The organism is Burkholderia mayonis (assembly GCF_001523745.2).
GTDB lineage: Bacteria > Pseudomonadota > Gammaproteobacteria > Burkholderiales > Burkholderiaceae > Burkholderia > Burkholderia mayonis.
This window is the reverse complement of record NZ_CP013387.1, coordinates 2,492,250-2,511,300: the sequence shown is the minus strand read 5'-3', so window position 1 is coordinate 2,511,300 and position 19,051 is coordinate 2,492,250. Positions and strand designations below refer to the sequence as shown.

The window sequence follows — 19,051 nt, the reverse complement described above, 5'->3', positions numbered from 1 at the left end:
CGAGTCATGCACATGGAACTCGATTTCTCGCCGGTGATCGCCGGCTGGACGGATATTGCGCATGGTGCGCTCGTCACGGTGGAAGTGACGGCGGCCGCGCTCGCGCTCAGCTGCGTGCTCGGGCTGCTGATCGGCATCGGGCGGCTCGCGCCGCAGCGGCGATTCGTCTACGGCTTTTGCACCGCCTACCTGACGTTCTTTCGCGGCACGCCGCTGCTCGTGCAACTGTTTCTGTTGTTCTTCGGCTTGCCCCAATTCAACATTCTGCTGCCCGCTTTCGTGTGCGGGATGCTCGGGCTGGGTTTCTATTCGGCTGCCTACGTATCGGAGATCGTGCGCGGCGCGATCCAGTCGGTCGATCGCGGCCAGATGGAGGCGGCCCGCTCGATCGGCATGTCGTCGGGGCAGGCGATGCGCACGATCATCCTGCCGCAAGCCATCGTCCGCATGATTCCGCCGCTCGGCAACGAGTTCATCGCGCTCATCAAGAATTCGGCGCTCGTGTCGCTGCTGACGATCGACGATCTGATGCATGAAGGCCAGAAGATCATCAGCGTGTCGTACCGATCGCTCGAAGTGTATCTGGCCATCGCGTTGGTCTATCTCGTGCTGACCCAGGCGACCAATTACGCGCTGCATCGCGTCGAGCGGCGCCTGCGTGCAGGAGGAATGGTGCAATGAACAAGACGTCCGAACCCATCGTCCGGATCCGTGGCCTGACCAAGTCGTTCGGTTCGCACGTCGTGCTGAACGGCATCGACTTCGACATCCAGCCGCAACAGGTGGTGGTCGTCATCGGGCCGAGCGGCTCGGGCAAGAGCACCTTCTTGCGGTGCTGCAACGGCCTCGAGCAACCGGAAGGCGGCACCATCGACATCTGCGGCCATCGTCTCATCGATCGCGGCGCGATGCTCGGCGAACGCTCGCTGAATGCGTTGCGCACCGAAGTCGGCATGGTGTTCCAGTCGTTCAATCTGTTTCCGCATCTGTCCGTCCTGCACAACATCACCGTGGGCCCGCGCATGCTGCGCGGCGTGAGCAAGGCCGATGCCGAAGCGGGCGCGTTGGCGCTGCTGGAGAAAGTGGGCCTTGCGCACAAGGCGCACGTGATGCCGGCGAGCCTGTCGGGCGGCCAGAAGCAGCGCGTCGCGATCGCCCGGGCGCTGGCGATGCAGCCGCGCGTCATGCTGTTCGACGAACCGACTTCGGCGCTCGATCCGGAGCTCGTCGGCGAAGTACTGCAAGTCATGAAACTGCTCGCGAGCGAAGGCATGACGATGGTGGTCGTGACGCACGAAATGGGGTTTGCGAAGGAAGTCGCGGATGTGGTGGTGGTGATGGACGGCGGTGCGATCGTCGAGGCCGGGCCGCCTTCGGAAATCTTCTCCGCGCCATCGCAGCCGCGCACGCGCGCTTTCCTGCAAGCCGTGTTGTCGCGTGCATGAAGGCGCCGTTCGATAACGGGGTCTGGCGCGGCCGTTCCGACGACGGGGAGCCCGGCGACACCCGGCGCTTGTTCGATCAGATCGAGCCCTTCACCGGCGCGGCCCTGTCAAGCGATGCGGCGGTGATCGTGGGCTTCGGCTCGGATGAAGGCGTGCGGCGGAACAAGGGACGCGTCGGCGCCGCGCACGGGCCCGGGGAGTTGCGCCGCGCGCTGGCGGGCCTGCCGGCCAAGCCGGCGGTGACGTTGCGCGATGCGGGCGATGTGGTCTGCGACAACGGCGATCTGGAGGGCGCGCAGGCCGAGCTCGCGAAGGTGGTGTGCGAGACGCTCGCCTGCGGCGGGCGGCCGCTCGTGCTCGGCGGTGGCCACGAGGTCGCGTGGGGCACGTATCGCGGCTTGCGCGCGTGGCTCGGCGACGGCGGCGCGCGTCGTCTGACGATCGTGAATTTCGACGCGCATTTCGATCTGCGGCAGGCGCGTCCTGCAAATTCGGGTACGCCGTTCGATCAGATCGCCTGCGATTGCGCCGCTCGAGGGCTCGCTTTCGATTATGTCTGCCTCGGCATCAGCGATCTGGCCAATACGGCAGCGCTGTTCGAGCGCGCACGGCAGCTCGGTGTGCAGTACGTCGCCGATGCGCAGATGCAGGAGCGTCATCTTCCCGGTCTGCTCGATCGGCTCGATCGGCTGCTCGACGCAGCCGACGCGCTGTACCTGTCGATCGACCTCGACGTGCTGCCGGCCGCCACGGCGCCGGGCGTGTCCGCGCCGGCGTCCCTCGGCGTGCCGTTGTCCGTGGTCGAAGCGATGGTGCTGCGCATTCGGGCGTCGGGCAAGCTGCTGGCGGCGGACATTGCCGAATACAACCCGGCCCTCGATCAGGACCGGCGTACGGCTCGTGCGGCCGCGCGGCTCGCGTATCGGTTGTTGTGAGGCGGGCAGCAATCGAGCCGCGTACCGGGGCGCGCGGCAAACCGCCATCATGTGCGCGCACGCATGCCGAATCCGCTCCCGAAAAACGAAACGCGGCGGGTTTCCAGTCCGTCGGCTGGTCGATCTGACCAAAATTGACAGACGTCTTGCGAGTAATCGTCTAACTTTTACGTCGGGGAGGCTGTTCGACGTCCGGCCTTTCCGAACTCAAATCAGCACTTCAATCAATAGCAATCGGCCCACGTTGTGTTGTTGATCGACCTGCCGTCTTGCGTCCTGTGTTCTTTGTCTTGCCGGACGGCGGGTCATCTTTTCTCATCGGCCGCATTGAAGGTCATGTCTGCTCCATTCGGGGCGAGCAACGCACGGACTCGGCGGCAGGCGTCGCTGTCGGATTCCGCTTCGTTGCCGAGCATTCGCGGTGTGTCGCCGTCGGTTCAGCGTGACCGCAGCCTGAGATCGCGGCTCGATCGAGATACGCGTCGCCCATGCGTGTCGCCCCAAGCACGCTCCAGCCGATCGACTTCGCAACCCGCGTGCAAACCCCTCCTTCGCCGTCGATCCCATTGCCTAAAATCAAGTTACGCGCGAGACGGTTCCGATCGTATTGGCGCGAAGGCGTCCGGCGACGCCGCTCGCGCGTTCGAATTTCGATACGTTTCAATCGTAAGGGGAATCGTCATGGCGACTTACGTGGTGCTTGCAAACTTTACGGATCAGGGCATCCGCACCGTGAAGAACAGCTCGCAGCGGGCCGGTCAGGTGGCGGAAATGGCCAAGAGCTTCGGCTGTGAAATGAAGGAGGTCTACTGGACGCTGGGCGCGTTCGACATCGTCGCGGTCGTCGAAGCGACCGACGAGCAAAGTCTCACCGCATTCGGCTTCGCGCTCGGCTCGGCGGGCAACGTCCGCACGCAGACGCTGCGCGCGTTCACGAAGAACGAAATCGGCGCGATCATCGGCAGATTGCCGTAACGCGCAAGCCGCACGCACCGTCGTCGGCCGCTCGAACGCGAGTCGCAGAGCAGGCCGAAGCCGGATCGCAGGCAAAGGGCTGGAAGAAGGAGAAAGCCCATGTCGAATACGCAAGGCGACGCGGGATCGCCGTTCGCGGCGTCCGTCGAAGCAGGCAGCTACCGCATCGCGCGGCCGGCCAGCGTGAGCGATGTGATCGAACTGGTGCGCACGCATGGCATCCAGATCGTCGATCTGAAGTTCACCGATCTGCCGGGGCTCTGGCAGCACTTCTCGATTACGCTCCCCGAACTCCACGCGGATCTGTTCGGCGCCGGAATCGGTTTCGACGGCTCGTCGATCCGCGGCTTCCAGGAGATCCACGAATCCGACATGCTGCTGCGTCCCGATCCGACGACCGCGTTCGTCGATCCGGTCTGCGAGACGCCGACGCTGTCGATTCTCTGCGACGTGATCGATCCGGCGACGCACGGGCCGTACTCGCGCGATCCGCGCTACGTCGCGAAAAAAGCGGAAGCGCATTTGCGCGGGACGGGCATCGCGACGACCTGCTACGTCGGGCCGGAACTCGAATTCTTCATTTTCGATTCGATCCGCTACGGCCAGGATCAGCACTGCGGCTATTACTACGTCGAATCGGCCGAGGGCGACTGGGCCGCGGGCCGAGACGAGGGCGCATACGGCGGCGGCAATCTCGGCTACAAGCAGCGCTACAAGGAAGGTTATTTCCCGACGCCGCCGAACGACACGCTGCAGGACATCCGCTCGGAAATCGCGCTGACGCTGCAGCGCGCAGGCGTGCAGGTCGAAGTGCACCATCACGAGGTCGCGACCGCCGGCCAGAACGAAATCGACATGCGTTTCGCGACGCTCACGCGAATGGCCGACAACGTGATGATCTACAAGTACGTGTGCAAGAACGTCGCGCGCCGGCACGGCAAGGTCGCGACGTTCATGCCGAAGCCGCTGTTCGCGGACAACGCGAGCGGCATGCATTGCCATCAGAGCCTGTGGGACGACGAACGCAATCTGTTCTACGACGCGAACGGCTGGGCGCTGACGTCCGACCTGTGCCGCTGGTACATCGGCGGGCTGCTCGAGCACGCCCCGGCGCTGATGGCGTTCTGCGCGCCGACGACGAATTCGTACAAGCGTCTCGTGCCGGGCTATGAAGCGCCCGTCAATCTGGCGATGTCGCAGCGCAACCGCTCGGCCGCGGCGAGGATTCCGATGGTGTCGGACGCGCCCGCCGCGCGCCGCGTGGAGTTTCGCTGTCCCGATCCGTCGGCGAACGCGTATCTCGCGTTCGCGGCGATGCTGATGGCCGGGCTCGACGGCATCGAGAACAAGATCGATCCGGGTGCGCCGCTCGACAAGAACATCTACGAGCTGCCGCTGGAGGAAGCATCGAAGATCCGGCAGGTGCCGGGCTCGCTCGACGCGTCGCTTGCCGCGCTCGAAGCCGACAGCGCGTTCCTGCGCAAGGGCGACGTGTTCACCGGCGACGTGATTCGCACGTGGATCGACTACAAGCGCAAGCGCGAGCTCGATACGATCAAGCTGCGTCCGCATCCTTGGGAGTTCTATCTGTATTTCGACGTCTAGAAAAACGAGGGGCCCGCGATGACCACGGTCGGCAGCTTCGACATCGACTATACGCAATACCTCGGCCCCGACGGCGAGCCGGTCCAGCCGTTGCCCGCGTTCGCGCAGGACGCGGCCGCGCTGCTGCCGCTCTATCGCGCGATGGTGCTGACGCGGGCGTTCGACACGAAAGCGGTTGCGCTGCAGCGCACCGGCAAGATCGGCACGTTCGCGTCGTCGGTCGGGCAGGAAGCGATCGGCGTGGGCGTCGCGAGCGCGATGCGCGCCGACGACGTGCTGTTTCCGTCGTACCGCGATCACGCCGCGCAATTCCTGCGCGGCGTCACGATGACGGAAAGCCTGCTGTACTGGGGCGGTGACGAGCGCGGCAGCGATTTCGCGGCGGCGCGCCAGGATTTTCCGAACTGCGTGCCGATCGGCACGCAGGTGTGCCATGCGGCGGGCGCCGCGTATGCGTTCATGCTGCGCGGCGAAGCGCGCGTCGCGGTGGCGATCCTCGGCGACGGCGGCACGTCGAAAGGCGACTTCTATGAGGCGATGAACATGGCGGGCGCGTGGCGCGCGCCGCTCGTCATCGTCGTCAACAACAACCAGTGGGCGATCTCGATGCCGCGCGCCCGCCAGACCGCGGCGCAAACGCTCGCGCAAAAGGCGATCGCCGCGGGAATCGAGGGGCGGCAGGTCGACGGCAACGACATCGTCGCCGTGCGTCAGGTGGTCGGCGACGCGCTCGAGCGCGCGCGGGGCGGCGGCGGTCCGACGCTCGTCGAAGCGCTCAGCTACCGGCTGGGCGATCACACGACGGCCGACGATGCGACGCGCTATCGCGATTCCGACGCCGTCGGCAAGCAATGGGAATTCGAGCCGCTGCTGCGTCTGCGCAAATACCTGATGCATCGCAACGTGTGGGACAAGGCGCTGGACGAGCAGCTCGGCAAGGCGTGCTACGCGCAGGTCGAAGAAGCAGTGGAGGCTTATCTCGCGACGCCGCAGCCGGACACGTCGGCGATGTTCGACCATTTGTATGCGAGCCTGCCGCAGGCGATGCAGGAACAGTTGGCGACGGCGCTCGCATTTGCGCTGGCTGCGGGGAATCATCATGGCTGATCTGAACCTCGTCGAGGCGGTCAATCTGGCGCTCGCGTACGCGCTCGCGCACGATCCGTCCGTCGTGCTGCTCGGCGAGGACATCGGCGCGAACGGCGGCGTGTTTCGTGCAACCGTCGACTTGCAGGCGCGCTTCGGCGCGCGGCGCGTGATCGACACGCCGCTCGCGGAAACGGCGATCGCGGGCGCCGCGATCGGCATGGCGGCGATGGGTCTCAAGCCCGTCGCGGAGATCCAGTTCACCGGCTTCGTCTATCCGACGATCGATCAGGTCCTCAATCACGCGTCGCGGCTGCGTCATCGCACGCGTGGACGGCTGTCGTGTCCGCTCGTGATCCGCGCGCCGTGCGGCGGCGGCATTCACGCGCCGGAACATCATTCGGAAAGCCCCGAAGCGTTGTTCGCGCATATCCCCGGCCTGCGCGTCGTGATTCCGTCGACGCCCGCGCGCGCCTATGGGCTGCTGCTCGCCGCGATTCGCGATCCGGATCCGGTGATGTTCTTCGAGCCTTCGCGCCTGTATCGGCTGTTCCGACAGCCGGTCGAAGACAACGGGGAGGCGCTGCCGCTCGATACGTGCTTCACGCTGCGCGACGGCTCCGACGTCACGCTGGTGAGCTGGGGCGCGACGCTGCAGGAAGTGCAGACGGCCGCCGATCAGCTCGCGCAGGAAGGCGTGATGGCCGAAGTGATCGACGTCGCGACGCTGAAGCCGCTCGATGCCGATACGATCGTCGCGTCGGTCGCGAGGACGGGCCGCTGCGTGATCGTCCACGAGGCGCCGCGCACGGCGGGCGTCGGCGCGGAGATCGCCGCGCTCGTCGCCGAGCACTGTCTGTATTCGCTGCTCGCGCCCGTGCAGCGCGTGACCGGCTACGACGTCGTCGTGCCGCTGTTCCGGCTCGAAAGCCAGTACATGCCGAGCGCGGCGCGCATCGTCAGCGCAGTCAGGAAGACGCTGGAGGCGTCGTAACGACATGAAGATCTTCAAATTGCCCGACCTCGGCGAAGGCTTGCAGGAAGCCGAGATCGTCGAATGGCACGCCAAGGCTGGCGACGCGGTTCAGACCGATCAGCCGCTGTTGTCGGTCGAGACCGCGAAGGCGATCGTCGAGATCCCGTCGCCGCAATCCGGCCGCATCGCGAAGCTGTTCGGGCAGCCGGGCGACATCGTTCATCTCGGCGCGCCGCTCGTCGCATTCGAAGGCGAAGCCGACGAAGCCGATGCGGGGACCGTCGTCGGCCACATGACGGTCGGCGAGCACGTCGTGCAAGAAGCGCCCGCAGCGCTCGGCACGGGCGCGGGCGGCCGCGGCGCCGGCGCGGTCAAGGCGATTCCGGCCGTGCGCGCGCTCGCGCGCAAGCTCGACGTCGATCTGGCGATGGTGACGCCGTCGGGCGCCGACGGCGTGATCACTGCGGCGGACGTGCAGCGCGTCGCGAAGGTGCTCGCCGAGCTCGGGCCGCCCGAAGTGCTGCGCGGCGTGCGGCGCGCGATGGCGCAGAACATGGCGCGCGCGCAGAGCGAAGTCGCGGCGGCGACCGTGATCGACGATGCCGACATCCACGCATGGCCCGCGGGCGCGGATGTGACGATGCGCCTGATTCGCGCGCTCGTCGCCGGCTGCCGCGCGGAGCCGGGGCTCAACGCGTGGTTCGACGGACAGGCGGGGCGTCGGCACGTGGTCGCGAAGATCGATCTCGGCATCGCGGTCGATCTGCCGGACGGTCTCTTCGTGCCGGTGCTGCGCGACGTCGCGCATCGCGACGCCGCCGACTTGCGCAACGGGCTCGACCGGATGCGCGCCGACATCCGTGCGCGCAAGATTCCGCCGGATGAGTTGCGCGGCAACACGATCACGCTGTCGAACTTCGGGATGATCGCCGGCAAGTATGCGGCGCCCGTCGTCGTGCCGCCGACCGTTGCGATCCTCGGCGCGGGGCGCGTGCACGACGCGGTCGTCGCGGCGGGCGGCGCGCCCGCCGTGCATCGCATCCTGCCGCTCAGCCTGACGTTCGATCATCGAGTCGTCACGGGCGGCGAGGCGGCGCGCTTTCTCGCGGCGGTGATTGCGGATCTGCAACGGCCGCAGTAGCCAGAAGCCCGGACGCGCCCGACACGCACGCACAACACGCACAACACGCACAACACGCGCGATCGCGACGCGGCACGGAGGCGACATTCCGAAGTCCTGATCGACGCGCCGGGCATGCGGTCCAGGTATCCGGTCTGTACGCGATGCAGTGGAAGGCCGCGCTCGACGCCGACGACAACACCGCTCGGCGGCCCGATGCGCGCTTCGATCCGCCGCTCGATGTTTGCGTCGGCGCGGCGTCGTGCCGTCGCGCATCGCGTGAGATCGGCTGTGCGACGCCGTTCGCGGCTCGCGCATCCGCGTAGGCATACGCAGCGGGATTCGCGCGCATCGAACGCAATCAGAATCGCCGTGCGAGAACGTCGGCGTCCACCGACAGAATGTCGGTATAGCCGCACAGCGCCATCGTCGTATCGAGCTCGCGCGCGATGATGTCGAGGCTGCGGAACACGCCTGCTTCGCCCAGCGCGGCGACGCCATAGAGAAACGCACGCCCGATCATCGTGCCGCGCGCGCCGAGCGCGACCGCCTTCAGCACGTCCTGGCCGGTGCGCACGCCGCCGTCAAGCCACACTTCGATGCGCTGGCCGATCGCGTCCACGATGGCAGGCAGCGCGTCGACCGACGACATCGCACCGTCGAGCTGGCGGCCGCCGTGATTCGATACGACGATCGCATCCGCGCCCGCGTCGGCCGCCAGGTGAGCGTCGCGCGGATCGAGAATGCCCTTGACGATCAGCTTGCCGTCCCAGCGTTGCCGAACCCATTCGACGTCGCGCCAGTCGATCGTCGGATCGAACTGCTCGCGCGTCCATGAATCGAGCGACGACATGTCGGTCACGCCCTTCACGTGCCCGACGATGTTGCCGAAATGACGGCGTCGGGTGCGGGCCATGCCGATGCACCAGCGCGGCTTGCTCGCCATGTTCAGCAGATTCGGCAGCGTGATGCGCGGCGGGCTCGACAAGCCGTTCTTCACGTCCTTGTGGCGTTGGCCGCCGATCTGCAGGTCCATCGTCAGCACGAGCGCGGGACAGCCCGCCGCCTTCGCGCGCGCGATCAGCCGCTCGATGAACACGCGATCGCGCATCATGTAGAGCTGGAACCAGAACGGCCCGGGCGCGTGCGTCGCGATGTCCTCGAGCGAGCAGATGCTCATCGTCGACAGCGTGAACGGCACGCCGAACCGCTGCGCGGCGCGCGCCGCGAGAATCTCGCCGTCGGCGCGCATCATGCCGACGAGGCCGGTCGGCGCGAGCGCAACCGGTATCGCGACGTCCTGTCCCGCCATCGTCGTGCGCAGGCTGCGATGCGCGATGTCGACGCCGACCCGCTGACGCAGCTTGATGCGCTGGAAGTCGGCTTCGTTCGCGCGATACGTCGACTCCGTGTAGGAGCCCGTATCGACGTAGTCGTAGAACATCCGCGGAATGCGTTTCCTCGCGAGAACGCGAAGATCTTCGATGCAGGTGATCGGGAGGGGCATGGACGGCTCCGAAAGGGGAACGATGATGCTACCGCCGCACTCGGCGGCGCGCGCGGAAATATCTTCAGGCGCGATGCGAAAGAAATTCCGACACGTCACGCACAGTTCTTCGGCCGCCCGCTCGAACGTGCCGTGGCGCGCGGCGGCCTCGAAGGCCAGCAGGCCGTCGAGGGACGGGAGGCGAAGATCGCGAGGGTCGGAAGCGTGCATGCGGCGATTCTAATCGACCGGTTTTCCGGCGGCGCTTGCGTGCGTTATGCGAGATCGCGCTGCATATCGCGCCGCGCGTGACGAATCAGCCACGCCTCCATCGTCGCGATGTCGTTCGGACGCCGCGGCTCGTTCGGATGGGCGATGTAGTAGCCGACCGACAGCGGCAGCGCGAAATCGAACAGCCGGCACAGTCGTCCGGCCTCGATGTCGCGCCCGACGAGTTGATCGCTGACGAGCGCGGCGCCGTGTCCCGCGGTCGCGGCGTCGATCGCGAGCGACGATTGATTGAAGCGCGGGCCCCGGTGCGGATCGACCGCGACGCGCTCCGGCATCGTGGCGAGAAACTCGGGCGACAGATCGTGCGCGTCGTGCAGCAGCGCGGAGGCGGCGGGATCGCGAGCGAGCCGGGTGATGTCAGCAGCGATGGGCTGCGTGCCGCATAGATGTCGACCGGAAACAGGAAGCGCGTGACGAGCCCCTTGCCGAACGGCGGCTTGCCGTAGCGGATCGCTAGATCGACGCCGTCGCTTCGGAAGGTCGCGAACTGCGAATCGGCGATCACCCGGATGTCGATGTCCGGATGCTCGCCGGTATCCGAGGGGCGCGATGGCGTCCGGCACGCGCTTGACGCGATCGGCCGCGATGACCCAAACTGGCCGGGCCGAAACCGGGATTCCGCGCGCGTCGAACAAGCGGAGATGGCGCGCGGCGACGCGCGAAGCATCGAACGCATTTGTCGCGCCGGAAGTCGCGCGATGCGCCCCGGCCGATCGGCAAGATCCGTTCACGAACCCGCTACCCGGTTGCGATCCGACCGCGCGTTGCGCCGCAGGTTGATTGCGATGCCCGCTTTCGTCCGACTATTCTGCGCGGCATGCGTCTGCATGGCCGCCCATTGCGCGAACGCGTCGCCGGCAGAATCCGACGCCGATGACGCCGCGCCCGCGACCCTCGTCAGCGACGTTCACGTGTTCGTCGTCCAGCATGACGGCTCCGTCGACGAGCACGACGATTCGACGCTGCGCGCGAACACCGCGAGCGGCATCGACGACGTCGCGCAGCGCTACGTGTGGTTCAACAAGGACATCGAGCGGGTCGAACTGCTGACCGCCGAGACGATCGATCGCGCCGGCGCCGCGCATCCGGTCGGCCCGGAGGCGATTCGCGACGTGCAGGAACCGCGCTCCGCCGGCGCGCCGTTTTTCGAGGATGGCGTGTTGCGCTCGGTGATCTTTCCGGGCGTCGATGCGGGCGCGCGCACGCGCCTCGTGTTTCGCAAGTCGCGTACGAAGCCGCGCGATCCGGGGTTCTTCGGCTATTTCGTCGCGCCGTCGCGGATGCCCGTCGACGCGCAGCGGCTGATCTTCGATTTGCCCGCCGACATGCCGCTCTACGCCGACGCGCGCGGCTACGTCGCGCTCGCGCCGGTGACGGAGAACGGCCGCACGCGCTACGCATTCGACTATCGGCACGGTCCGTATCCGCGCGTCGAGAACGGCTCGGTCGGCTATGCGACGTACGGCGATCGCCTGATGGTGTCGACGCTGCGCGATTTCGCGTCGTTCGCCGAGCGATATCGCGCGGCGGCCGTCGATGCGAGCGCGCGCGATCCCGCCGTCGCGCGGCTCGCGCAGTCGGTCACGGCGAACGCGAACGCGTCCGATCCGCGCGCGAAGGCGCAGGCGATCTACGACTGGGTTCGGATGAACGTCCGCTACGTCGCGCTCTTTCTCGGCGAGACCGCGGCCGCGCCGCACAAGGTGGCGGACATCCTGCGCAACCGCTACGGCGATTGCAAGGATCACGTCGCGCTCTTCGGCGCGCTGCTCGCGGCGGCCGGGATACGCAGCGAGCCCGTGCTGCTCGATCTCGGTCCGGTCTATACGTTGCCCGCCGTGCCCGGCTACGGAGGCAGCGCGATCAATCACGCGATCACATGGCTGCCGGATCTCGGGCTCTTCGCCGATACGACGGTCGGCAGCGTCGCGTTCGGCTATCTGCCGCCCGTCGTGATGGATCGGCCGGCGCTGCTCGTCGACGAAGGCGTGCTGACGCGCACGCCGGCGACGCAGCCGCGCACGCGCGGCGCGCGCCTGCGGATCGACGTCGATGCAAGCGGAGCGGCGCGCTATCAGTATTACGTCGAGGATGCAGGATGGACAGCGGAGCTCGAACGCAGCGTGTTCCGCCAGGCAGCGCGCGAGCGTGTGCAGCAGCTCGCGACCGATCGCCTGCGACAGAGCGGCTTGCGCGGCACGGCCCAGTTGAGCGCGGGCGAGCGCAATGCGACGAGCGGGCCGTTCTCGACGTCGATGACGGGATCGCTCGACCATTTCGTGTGGACCGACGGCACGACCGCGCTGCCGGCGTTGTCGAGCCTGTCGGGCGGCATCGCGACTCAGGTGCAGGACTGGCTTGCGGAGCCGGTGCGCACGCAGCCGTGGCTGTGCATCGGCGGCGATTTCGACGAGACCGCGCAGATCGCGCTGCCCGACGACGTGCGCGTGACCGACGTGCCGAACGATGCGCACGTGCAGGATCGCTTCTTCGATTATGAATCGCACTACGTGCTCGATGCGGCGGCGCGCGTCGTGCAGATCACGCGGCGCTTGCGCGCGCGCTTCGCGCATCAGGTGTGTTCGCCGGAAGATTTCGATGCGGCGCGTGCGTCGCTCGGGCGAATCGAGCGCGACGTGCTCGCGCAGATCGTCGTGCGGGCGAAGGCGCATGATTGACAGCGTTCATGCGCGGCCGCGATCGGCCTCCGCGAATTCGGATCAGTTCCGGCAGCGCCCGCGATAACGCTCGACTTCCGCATCGTACGCGGCGAGAAACGCCTTGCCGAACACGGACGCGAAGTCGTCCTCGATCGCGAACAGCGTGAAATGAACGGAATGTCCTCGGCGGACGAGGGAATCACATCGATGGAATCCGCCGCGACGTGATTGCGCTATGCGTGGCCGTAGCCGTCGCGCCGCAGCGAAATCGTCACTTCCCGCGCGATCGCCCGATCCCAAGCAACAAATCCGCCGCCTTCTCCGCGATCATCATCGCCGGTCCGTTCGTGTTGCCGGACGTCACGGTCGGCATCACCGACGCGTCGATCACGCGCAGTCCCGACACGCCGCGAACCTTCAATTGCGGATCGACGACGGCCATCGCATCGACGCCCATTCGCGCGGTGCCGACCTGGTGATAGCCGGTCGCGGCCGACTGCTTCGCATAGCCGATCATCGCGGCAAGCGTCGAAACCGACGGCCCGGGCGCGACTTCGCGCGCGCCCCATGCGGAGAGCGATGGGCGCGTCGCGACGTCGCGGATGAAGAGCGCCTGCTTTGCGACCACTTCGAGATCGTGCGGATCGGCGAACACGCGCGGGTCCATGCTCGGGTAGGCGAGCGGATCGGCGCTCGTGAGCCGCACGCGCCCTCGGCTCCGCGGCGCGATCGCCATCGGCACCAGCGTGAAGCCGCGCTTGACGGTCGGCAGGAACGGGTTTGTCGACAGCAGGATCTGCGCGTCGGGCGTCGCGAGCGACGCATTCGTCCTCATGAACACGGTCGCTTCCATGCCGGTCGTGAACGACTTGGCGTTTTCCCGCGTCGTTTCCCACACCATCGAGCACGCCGCATGATCGTGAAGATTCGCGCCGACGCCCGGCAGATCGACGACGGGCCGAATGCCGGCGCGTTCGAGGTCCGCCGCAGGGCCGATGCCCGAGTGCATCAGGATTGCCGGCGACATGATCGAGCCCGCGCACAGCAGCACTTCGCGCTCTGCGCGCACCGCGATCGTTTCGCCGCGCAGCAGGAAGCGCACGCCGAACGCGTGTTGGCGGTGCAAAAGCAGATTCAGCACGCGCGCCTGCGTGACGATCGTCAGGCGCGGATGCGTTTTGATCGGCTCGACGTAGCACGTCCATGCGCTCGCGCGCCGGCCGTCCGGCAGGATCGTGAATTGCGACAGCGCCGCCCCGGTGCTGTCGCGGCCGTCGTTGTAGTCGCCGCGATCGGGCAGGCCGAGTTCGGTCGCGGCCGCGACGAAGTCGTGCGCGAGCGGCGTCATCGTCGGGCGGCCGATGTCGAGCAGGCCGTCGTGGCCGTGCACGCGCAGCGGATCGTCGAGCCGGAAGCGTTCGAGCCTGCGGAAATACGGCTCGACGTCGCGCCACGCCCAGCCCGCCGCGCCGCGTTCCGCCCAACTGTCGAAATCCTGCGGCAGCCCGCGCACGTACACCATCCCGTTGATCGCGCTGCTGCCGCCGAGCGTCTTGCCGCGCGGCCAGTCCATGCGTTGATCGGCCGCGTGATGCTGCGGCAGCGTCGTGAACGCCCAATCGACTTCGCTGTGATAGAGCTGCATCACGCTCGGCGGCTCGTGAATCGCGGGCAGGCTGTCGGTCGGCCCGGCTTCGAGCACGAGCACCTTGTGGCCCGCGTCGATCAGGCGTCGGACGAGCACCGAGCCCGACGAGCCCGCGCCGATCACGACGTAGTCGTAGACGCCCGCAGGCGATGCCGCCGCTGCGGCGGATGCCGTGCCGAGCAATGGTGCGGCGGCGATCGTCTTCAGCGTCTTGTCGATGAAATCGCGGCGTTGTTGTCCATCTCGCGTCAGGCCGGCGCGACGGCGGGTCGGTGCGGGCATAGGCTGTCCTCGAAAAAGTCGATCGGTTGTTGTCGGATTGCGAACGGGTCGCGCAGAGAGTGGGCGCGATCGGTTCGTCGCGGTGAAGCTCCGTATCGGCGGAGGGGCGGTGGAGGGCGGCGCGCGGTGGCGGCATGATGGGCGCGCGCTGCTCGAAGCGGCGGCGCGCATTGCGCGCCGATTGCGAAATCGAACGCGCTCGCGAAGCATGGTGCCCAGACGAAGGGCGCGCGCCGATCTTCGGCGTCGCGCCACGCGTTCGGCCGGGCGCACTCAGCTTTCCCGCTTCGCCGTCAGCCAGTCGAGCAAGAGCGCCGCGAACGCATCGCTATCCTCGAGCTCCGGAGAATGCCCCGCCTGCTCGAAGCCCGGATGCAGGACGGCTTGCGGCACGTGCCGCGCGATCGACCACTTGTCGCTATGCCGATGCGTGCGGTCCGCCGCACCCCACGTGAGCAGCGTCGGCTGCTCGACCTGCACGGCGCGCGGCGCTGCGTTATAAAACCGCTGCCACAGCGAGCCGAGGCAGCAGAACGCGCCGTGATCGAACGACGTATCGAGCATCGGTGCGAATTCGCGGTAACGGTCTTTCGCCATTGCTTGCCGGAACCAGCCGGCGCCGATCTTCCGCGCGCCGAACGCGCACGCGCACTGCCCGACGACAGGCGTCGCGAGCAGGTTGCGCGCATCGACGTGCCGCGCCCACGCGACCTGTTCGTCCCACGCGGGGCTTTGCCAGAGCAGCAGCCTGTCGACGAGCGCCGGCTGCGCGGCCGCGATCTGCAACGCGATATGCGCCCAGACGCACGAGAACGCGAGCAGGTAAGGTCCTTCGTTCAGGCTCGCGAGCATTGCTTCGATCGCGGCGCGGTAGTCGTCGAACGAAAACGCGAATTGCCGGTTCGGCACGGAGAAGCCGAAGCCGGGCGGCTCGAAGCAGACGATGCGCGCGTGCGGCGCGACGAGCGAAAACAACCGGTCGAAGTGCTCGATGACGCTCGGCGGATCGCAGACGAGCACGATCGTCGGCTGTCCGCTCTCGCGCGGGCCGGCGGCGCGCACACGGATCGTCGCGGTGGGCACGTCGATGAAGCGCACGTCCGGCCGCGACCGCGCGGCCCAGCCTCCTCTGATCCGCGACGCGCGGAAACGGAGCCGCAGCGGATCGAGCCAGGTCATGTCGATGCCGTCACGCCGTTCGCGAGCGGCCGCATGCGGCGTGTCCTTCAGGCGCGGGGTGCTCATCGCGATTTACTTCGTCGGCCAGAGGATCATCTGCGTGCAGCGGAACGTCGCGAGCAGCTTGTCCGTTTCGCGATGCCGGACGGTTGCGTCCCACACCTGCGTCATCCGGCCGCTATGAATCGCGCGCGCTTCGCAGACGATCGCGCCGTCGCGGGCCGAGCCCATGAAGTTGCTCTTCAGCTCGAGCGTGCTGAAGCTGGACGCGCCCTCCGGCAAGCTCGCGAGGCACCCGTAGCCGCACGCGGTATCGGCGATGCTGACGATCGTGCCCGCATGGAGGATGCCGTGCGCGAGCACGGCCTTGCGAATGGTCAGCTCGGCGAGCACGTGGTTTTTCTCGACTTGGTTGACGACGATGCCGAGCAGGCCCGGCAGATAATCGGCGCCGAATCGGTTGAAGTAGTCCGCGTCCAGTTTCTCTTGCATGCTGCGTTCCTCGTCAGTTCTTCCGGGTTTCGTTCGGCGCGCCGAGTTGCGCGCGCCACTGCGTGATCACCGGCAGCGTGTCGTTGAGAAACAGTTCGCGACAAGCGTGCCGCTGGACCTTTCCGCTCGTCGTCTTCGGTATCGCCGACGGCGACGTGAAGACGATGGTGTGCACCGCGATGCCGTGGTGCAGATTGATTGCATGACGCAGCTTGCCGAACAGCGCGTCGGGCGCATGGCCGCTTGCATGATCGCCATCGCTGAACGCCTTCAGATAGCGCGCCCGCAGCTCGCGCACGACGATCACTTGCGGTGACGCATCGGTGTCGAGCGTGAACACCGCGCATCCGCCGGGGCGAAACAGTTCGGCGTCGAGCGCCTCGATCGTTTCCTCGACGTCGTGCGGGTAATGATTGGCGCCGCGAATCAGCATCATGTCCTTCAGGCGGCCCGTGACGAAAACGTCGGACCCCGACCGATATCCATAATCGCCGGTGCGCAGGAATCGCGCATCATGGCCGTGCAGCTCGGCTTCGAAAGTCTGTGCGCTCAGCTCACGATTGTTCCAGTAACCGAGCGCGACGCTCGGCCCTTGCGCCCAGATTTCGCCGACTTGGCCATCATCGCACGGAACGCGGGCATCGGGATCGACGATCAACACCAGACTGTCGCCGGCCGCGTCGCCGCATCCGATCGCCGTGCTCGTGCGTTGCGTTTCCGGTTCGCGCGCCGGTTCCGCATCGCGCGGCGCGACTGCGACGACGGGCGGCTGCGATTTCAGCCCGCCCGTCATGAACAGCGTGTGCTCGGCGAGCCCGTAGCACGGATAGAACGCACGCGCATCGAAGCCGCAGCGCGCGAAGCGCTGCGAGAACGCTTCCAGCGTGCCGTGCCGGATCGGTTCGGCCCCGACGAACGCGAGGTCCCATGAACTGAGATCGAGCTTGTCGAAATCGGCGTCGGCGATGCGCATCGTCGCGAGCATCTGATACGCGAAGTTCGGCCCGCCGCTCGTCGTCGCGCGACGCTCACCGATCGTGCGCAGCCAGCGCAGCGGATGCTTGAGGAAATCGACGTGCGACATCAGCGTTACCGGAAAGCCGACGTAGAGCGGCTGCAGGATGCCGCCGATCAGGCCCATGTCGTGATACGGCGGCAGCCAGATCACGCCGCGGCTGTTCGCGTCGTGCTCGAAGCGGCTCGCGATCAGCGCGGAGTTGTGCAGCAGGTTCCGGTGGCTGATCATCACGCCCTTCGGCGCGCCGGTCGAGCCGGACGTGTATTGCAGATAGACGGGCGTTCGATGATTGACGGGCGGCGGGACGTAGCGCTCGACGCTGTCGGCGAGCGTATCGACCGTGATCCAGCGCAGGCCGCCGAGCGCATGCGAACCGGCTTCGATGCGAGTCGCGTCGCCGCGCACGGCCGTCGTCGACAGGATCGCGGCCGGCGCACAATTCCCGACGATGCCGATTAGCCGCCGCAACGTGCGTTCCGCCTGCGCGGGCTCGACCGGATACGCGGGCGCCGCGACGACGCCCGCATACATGCAGCCGAACAGCGCGGCGATGTAGTCGATTCCCGGCGGAAACAGCAGCAGCACGCGATCCCCGGGGCGGGCGATCCCTGACAGCGCCGCCGCGACGATGCTTGCGCGCCTGTCCAGTTCCGCGCACGTAAGATGCCGCTCGTCGCGATCGCCGCCCGTGACGAACGTGTAGACCTGAAGATCGGGCTGATGCGCGGCGCGATATCGCGTCAGTTCGACGAAATCGGCGAACGCGTCGGCGGCGGGCGCGCCGGTGCTTGTCGAAGGTTCCGGATGCTTCATCGCGTCGGCTCCACGGTCGGCGCGGCTGCGAGCAGGTTGGCCGGCGCGTTCGCGCGTGCGCTTGCGTCGCCCGCATCGTTCGTACTGCCCGCATTGCCGCCGAACAGCGCGTGGGCGTTGTCCCACAAGATTTTATGCAGCACGTCCGCCGGCAGGTAGCGCTTCAGTTGCTCGATTTCGAAATCCCATTCGTACGGGATCAGCGGGAAGTCGCTGCCGTACAGAAACCGGTCCGGACGATCGCAGATCTGCGGCACGAGCTGTTCGAGCGCGGGCTTCCACGGCGTCGGCAGACGCGGATGCGCGCCGCGCGGATAGCGCGTCGCCCGAAGCGGCCTGACGTCGGCCACGATCTCGCCCGTCGCGACGCGATGGCCGCCGAACGCCATCGCGGTATCGAAGTACAGGTTGGGAAATTCGTCGAGCAGATCGACGTACTCCTGAACTTCGTCATAGCCGATGTGCGGGACGACGACCTTCAGATGCGGTGTGCGCCGCATCGCGCGCCGGAAGCGTTCGACATTGCAGAAGCGGCGGATTTCATCCATTTGCGCGTTGTTTTTTGCGAATGCGCCGGAATGCAGGTTCAGCACCTTGCCGCGTTCGGCGAGCGCTTCGAAAACCGGCGCGAGCGCGTCGTCGTCCGGCGCGATCCTCAACAGATGGCAGTGGATCTTGAGGCCGGCGAAACCGAGTTCGTCGAGCACGCGGACGGTCTCGCGCGCGCAATCGCGGTCGTGCGGATGCACGGTGCCGAACGGCACGACGAACGCCGGATGCCGTGACGCCAGTTGCGCGACGAAGTCGTTGAGGAACGGCGCGATGCCAGGCTGCGCCGCATAGCAAATGCCGGCCGCGCGCGCGACCCCGCGCGCCTTCAGGAAGGCGATCGATTGCTCGGCGAGCAGTTCGTGGCGGATCTTCCATGCGTCGCGCGCGTAGTTCTTCCAGACGAGCTTCGCGACGACGTCGGGCAGCATATGCACGCGCGCATCGAAGATCTTGAGTGTCGTCATCGTGAGGTTCGGTCGATTTCGATG

15 protein-coding genes and 2 pseudogenes are annotated in these 19,051 nt (G+C 67.1%); 10 read left to right on the top strand and 7 right to left on the bottom strand.

Annotated features, from left to right (window positions below):
• Window positions 1–12 precede the first annotated feature (12 nt).
• The 9 genes and pseudogenes from WS70_RS30170 to WS70_RS30130 all read left to right on the top strand — a co-directional run.
• Window positions 13–681 (top strand): amino acid ABC transporter permease, encoded by a 669-nt coding sequence (locus tag WS70_RS30170; protein ID WP_059471080.1) that lies wholly within the window; start codon window positions 13–15, stop codon window positions 679–681.
• Window positions 678–1,445, top strand: a complete 768-nt coding sequence (locus WS70_RS30165) for an amino acid ABC transporter ATP-binding protein (RefSeq protein ID WP_059471079.1) — start codon at window positions 678–680, stop codon at window positions 1,443–1,445. The genes WS70_RS30170 and WS70_RS30165 overlap by 4 nt, the downstream gene beginning before the upstream one ends.
• On the top strand, window positions 1,442–2,380 hold the full coding sequence (gene hutG / locus WS70_RS30160) for a formimidoylglutamase (protein ID WP_059596906.1): 939 nt from the start codon (window positions 1,442–1,444) through the stop codon (window positions 2,378–2,380). The genes WS70_RS30165 and hutG overlap by 4 nt, the downstream gene beginning before the upstream one ends.
• Before the next feature lie 681 nt (window positions 2,381–3,061).
• The gene (locus tag WS70_RS30155) at window positions 3,062–3,355 is read left to right on the top strand and encodes a GYD domain-containing protein (protein WP_059471077.1); all 294 of its coding nucleotides are present in this window, start codon (window positions 3,062–3,064) and stop codon (window positions 3,353–3,355) included.
• Window positions 3,356–3,454: 99 nt separating this feature from the next.
• Window positions 3,455–4,960: a type I glutamate--ammonia ligase gene (gene glnA / locus WS70_RS30150; protein ID WP_059596907.1), complete on the top strand. Its 1,506-nt coding sequence runs from the start codon at window positions 3,455–3,457 to the stop codon at window positions 4,958–4,960.
• An 18-nt stretch (window positions 4,961–4,978) separates the two neighbouring features.
• Complete coding sequence (gene pdhA, locus WS70_RS30145) at window positions 4,979–6,067, top strand: pyruvate dehydrogenase (acetyl-transferring) E1 component subunit alpha (protein WP_059596908.1); 1,089 nt, start codon at window positions 4,979–4,981, stop codon at window positions 6,065–6,067.
• Window positions 6,060–7,040 (top strand): alpha-ketoacid dehydrogenase subunit beta, encoded by a 981-nt coding sequence (locus WS70_RS30140; RefSeq protein ID WP_059471074.1) that lies wholly within the window; start codon window positions 6,060–6,062, stop codon window positions 7,038–7,040. The genes pdhA and WS70_RS30140 overlap by 8 nt, the downstream gene beginning before the upstream one ends.
• A 4-nt stretch (window positions 7,041–7,044) precedes the next feature.
• Window positions 7,045–8,163, top strand: coding sequence for a dihydrolipoamide acetyltransferase family protein (locus tag WS70_RS30135; protein WP_059471073.1), 1,119 nt, complete (start codon window positions 7,045–7,047; stop codon window positions 8,161–8,163).
• A 107-nt stretch (window positions 8,164–8,270) separates the two neighbouring features.
• Window positions 8,271–8,384 (top strand): annotated as a pseudogene (locus tag WS70_RS30130) (NAD(P)H-dependent oxidoreductase); the annotation flags it as partial.
• Window positions 8,385–8,503: 119 nt separating this feature from the next.
• Here WS70_RS30130 and WS70_RS30125 read toward each other — a convergent pair.
• Complete coding sequence (locus WS70_RS30125) at window positions 8,504–9,649, bottom strand: alpha-hydroxy acid oxidase (RefSeq protein WP_059596987.1); 1,146 nt, start codon at window positions 9,647–9,649, stop codon at window positions 8,504–8,506.
• Window positions 9,650–9,903: 254 nt separating this feature from the next.
• A pseudogene (locus WS70_RS30120) lies at window positions 9,904–10,454 on the bottom strand (LysR substrate-binding domain-containing protein); the annotation flags it as partial.
• 250 nt (window positions 10,455–10,704) lie between these two features.
• Here WS70_RS30120 and WS70_RS30115 point away from each other — a divergent pair.
• Complete coding sequence (locus WS70_RS30115) at window positions 10,705–12,597, top strand: DUF3857 domain-containing transglutaminase family protein (protein WP_059596909.1); 1,893 nt, start codon at window positions 10,705–10,707, stop codon at window positions 12,595–12,597.
• A 253-nt stretch (window positions 12,598–12,850) separates the two neighbouring features.
• Here the strand turns inward: WS70_RS30115 and WS70_RS30105 are convergent, their stop codons facing one another.
• The 5 genes from WS70_RS30105 to WS70_RS30085 form a co-directional block, all read right to left on the bottom strand.
• Window positions 12,851–14,509, bottom strand: a complete 1,659-nt coding sequence (locus tag WS70_RS30105) for a GMC family oxidoreductase (RefSeq protein ID WP_059596910.1) — start codon at window positions 14,507–14,509, stop codon at window positions 12,851–12,853.
• A gap of 273 nt (window positions 14,510–14,782) precedes the next feature.
• Window positions 14,783–15,754, bottom strand: coding sequence for an alpha/beta fold hydrolase (locus WS70_RS30100; protein WP_059596911.1), 972 nt, complete (start codon window positions 15,752–15,754; stop codon window positions 14,783–14,785).
• A gap of 6 nt (window positions 15,755–15,760) precedes the next feature.
• On the bottom strand, window positions 15,761–16,180 hold the full coding sequence (locus WS70_RS30095) for a PaaI family thioesterase (protein ID WP_059471069.1): 420 nt from the start codon (window positions 16,178–16,180) through the stop codon (window positions 15,761–15,763).
• A gap of 13 nt (window positions 16,181–16,193) precedes the next feature.
• Window positions 16,194–18,011, bottom strand: a complete 1,818-nt coding sequence (locus WS70_RS30090; protein ID WP_059471068.1) for a fatty acyl-AMP ligase — start codon at window positions 18,009–18,011, stop codon at window positions 16,194–16,196.
• Window positions 18,008–19,027: an amidohydrolase family protein gene (locus tag WS70_RS30085; protein ID WP_059596912.1), complete on the bottom strand. Its 1,020-nt coding sequence runs from the start codon at window positions 19,025–19,027 to the stop codon at window positions 18,008–18,010. The genes WS70_RS30090 and WS70_RS30085 overlap by 4 nt, the downstream gene beginning before the upstream one ends.
• Between the last annotated feature and the right edge of the window lie 24 nt (window positions 19,028–19,051).

Excerpts from the sequence above, each read along its gene's own strand:
- WS70_RS30140 (WP_059471074.1), top strand. The coding sequence starts at position 6,060 with ATGGCTGATCTGAACCTCGTCGAGGCGGTCAATCTGGCGCTCGCGTAC.
- WS70_RS30125 (WP_059596987.1), bottom strand. The coding sequence starts at position 9,649 with ATGCCCCTCCCGATCACCTGCATCGAAGATCTTCGCGTTCTCGCGAGG.
- WS70_RS30090 (WP_059471068.1), bottom strand. The coding sequence starts at position 18,011 with ATGAAGCATCCGGAACCTTCGACAAGCACCGGCGCGCCCGCCGCCGAC.
- WS70_RS30095 (WP_059471069.1), bottom strand. The coding sequence starts at position 16,180 with ATGCAAGAGAAACTGGACGCGGACTACTTCAACCGATTCGGCGCCGAT.
- glnA (WP_059596907.1), top strand. The coding sequence starts at position 3,455 with ATGTCGAATACGCAAGGCGACGCGGGATCGCCGTTCGCGGCGTCCGTC.
- WS70_RS30105 (WP_059596910.1), bottom strand. The coding sequence starts at position 14,509 with ATGCCCGCACCGACCCGCCGTCGCGCCGGCCTGACGCGAGATGGACAA.
- WS70_RS30100 (WP_059596911.1), bottom strand. The coding sequence starts at position 15,754 with ATGAGCACCCCGCGCCTGAAGGACACGCCGCATGCGGCCGCTCGCGAA.
- WS70_RS30115 (WP_059596909.1), top strand. The coding sequence starts at position 10,705 with ATGCCCGCTTTCGTCCGACTATTCTGCGCGGCATGCGTCTGCATGGCC.
- WS70_RS30165 (WP_059471079.1), top strand. The coding sequence starts at position 678 with ATGAACAAGACGTCCGAACCCATCGTCCGGATCCGTGGCCTGACCAAG.
- pdhA (WP_059596908.1), top strand. The coding sequence starts at position 4,979 with ATGACCACGGTCGGCAGCTTCGACATCGACTATACGCAATACCTCGGC.
- WS70_RS30085 (WP_059596912.1), bottom strand. The coding sequence starts at position 19,027 with ATGACGACACTCAAGATCTTCGATGCGCGCGTGCATATGCTGCCCGAC.
- WS70_RS30155 (WP_059471077.1), top strand. The coding sequence starts at position 3,062 with ATGGCGACTTACGTGGTGCTTGCAAACTTTACGGATCAGGGCATCCGC.
- WS70_RS30135 (WP_059471073.1), top strand. The coding sequence starts at position 7,045 with ATGAAGATCTTCAAATTGCCCGACCTCGGCGAAGGCTTGCAGGAAGCC.
- hutG (WP_059596906.1), top strand. The coding sequence starts at position 1,442 with ATGAAGGCGCCGTTCGATAACGGGGTCTGGCGCGGCCGTTCCGACGAC.
- WS70_RS30170 (WP_059471080.1), top strand. The coding sequence starts at position 13 with ATGGAACTCGATTTCTCGCCGGTGATCGCCGGCTGGACGGATATTGCG.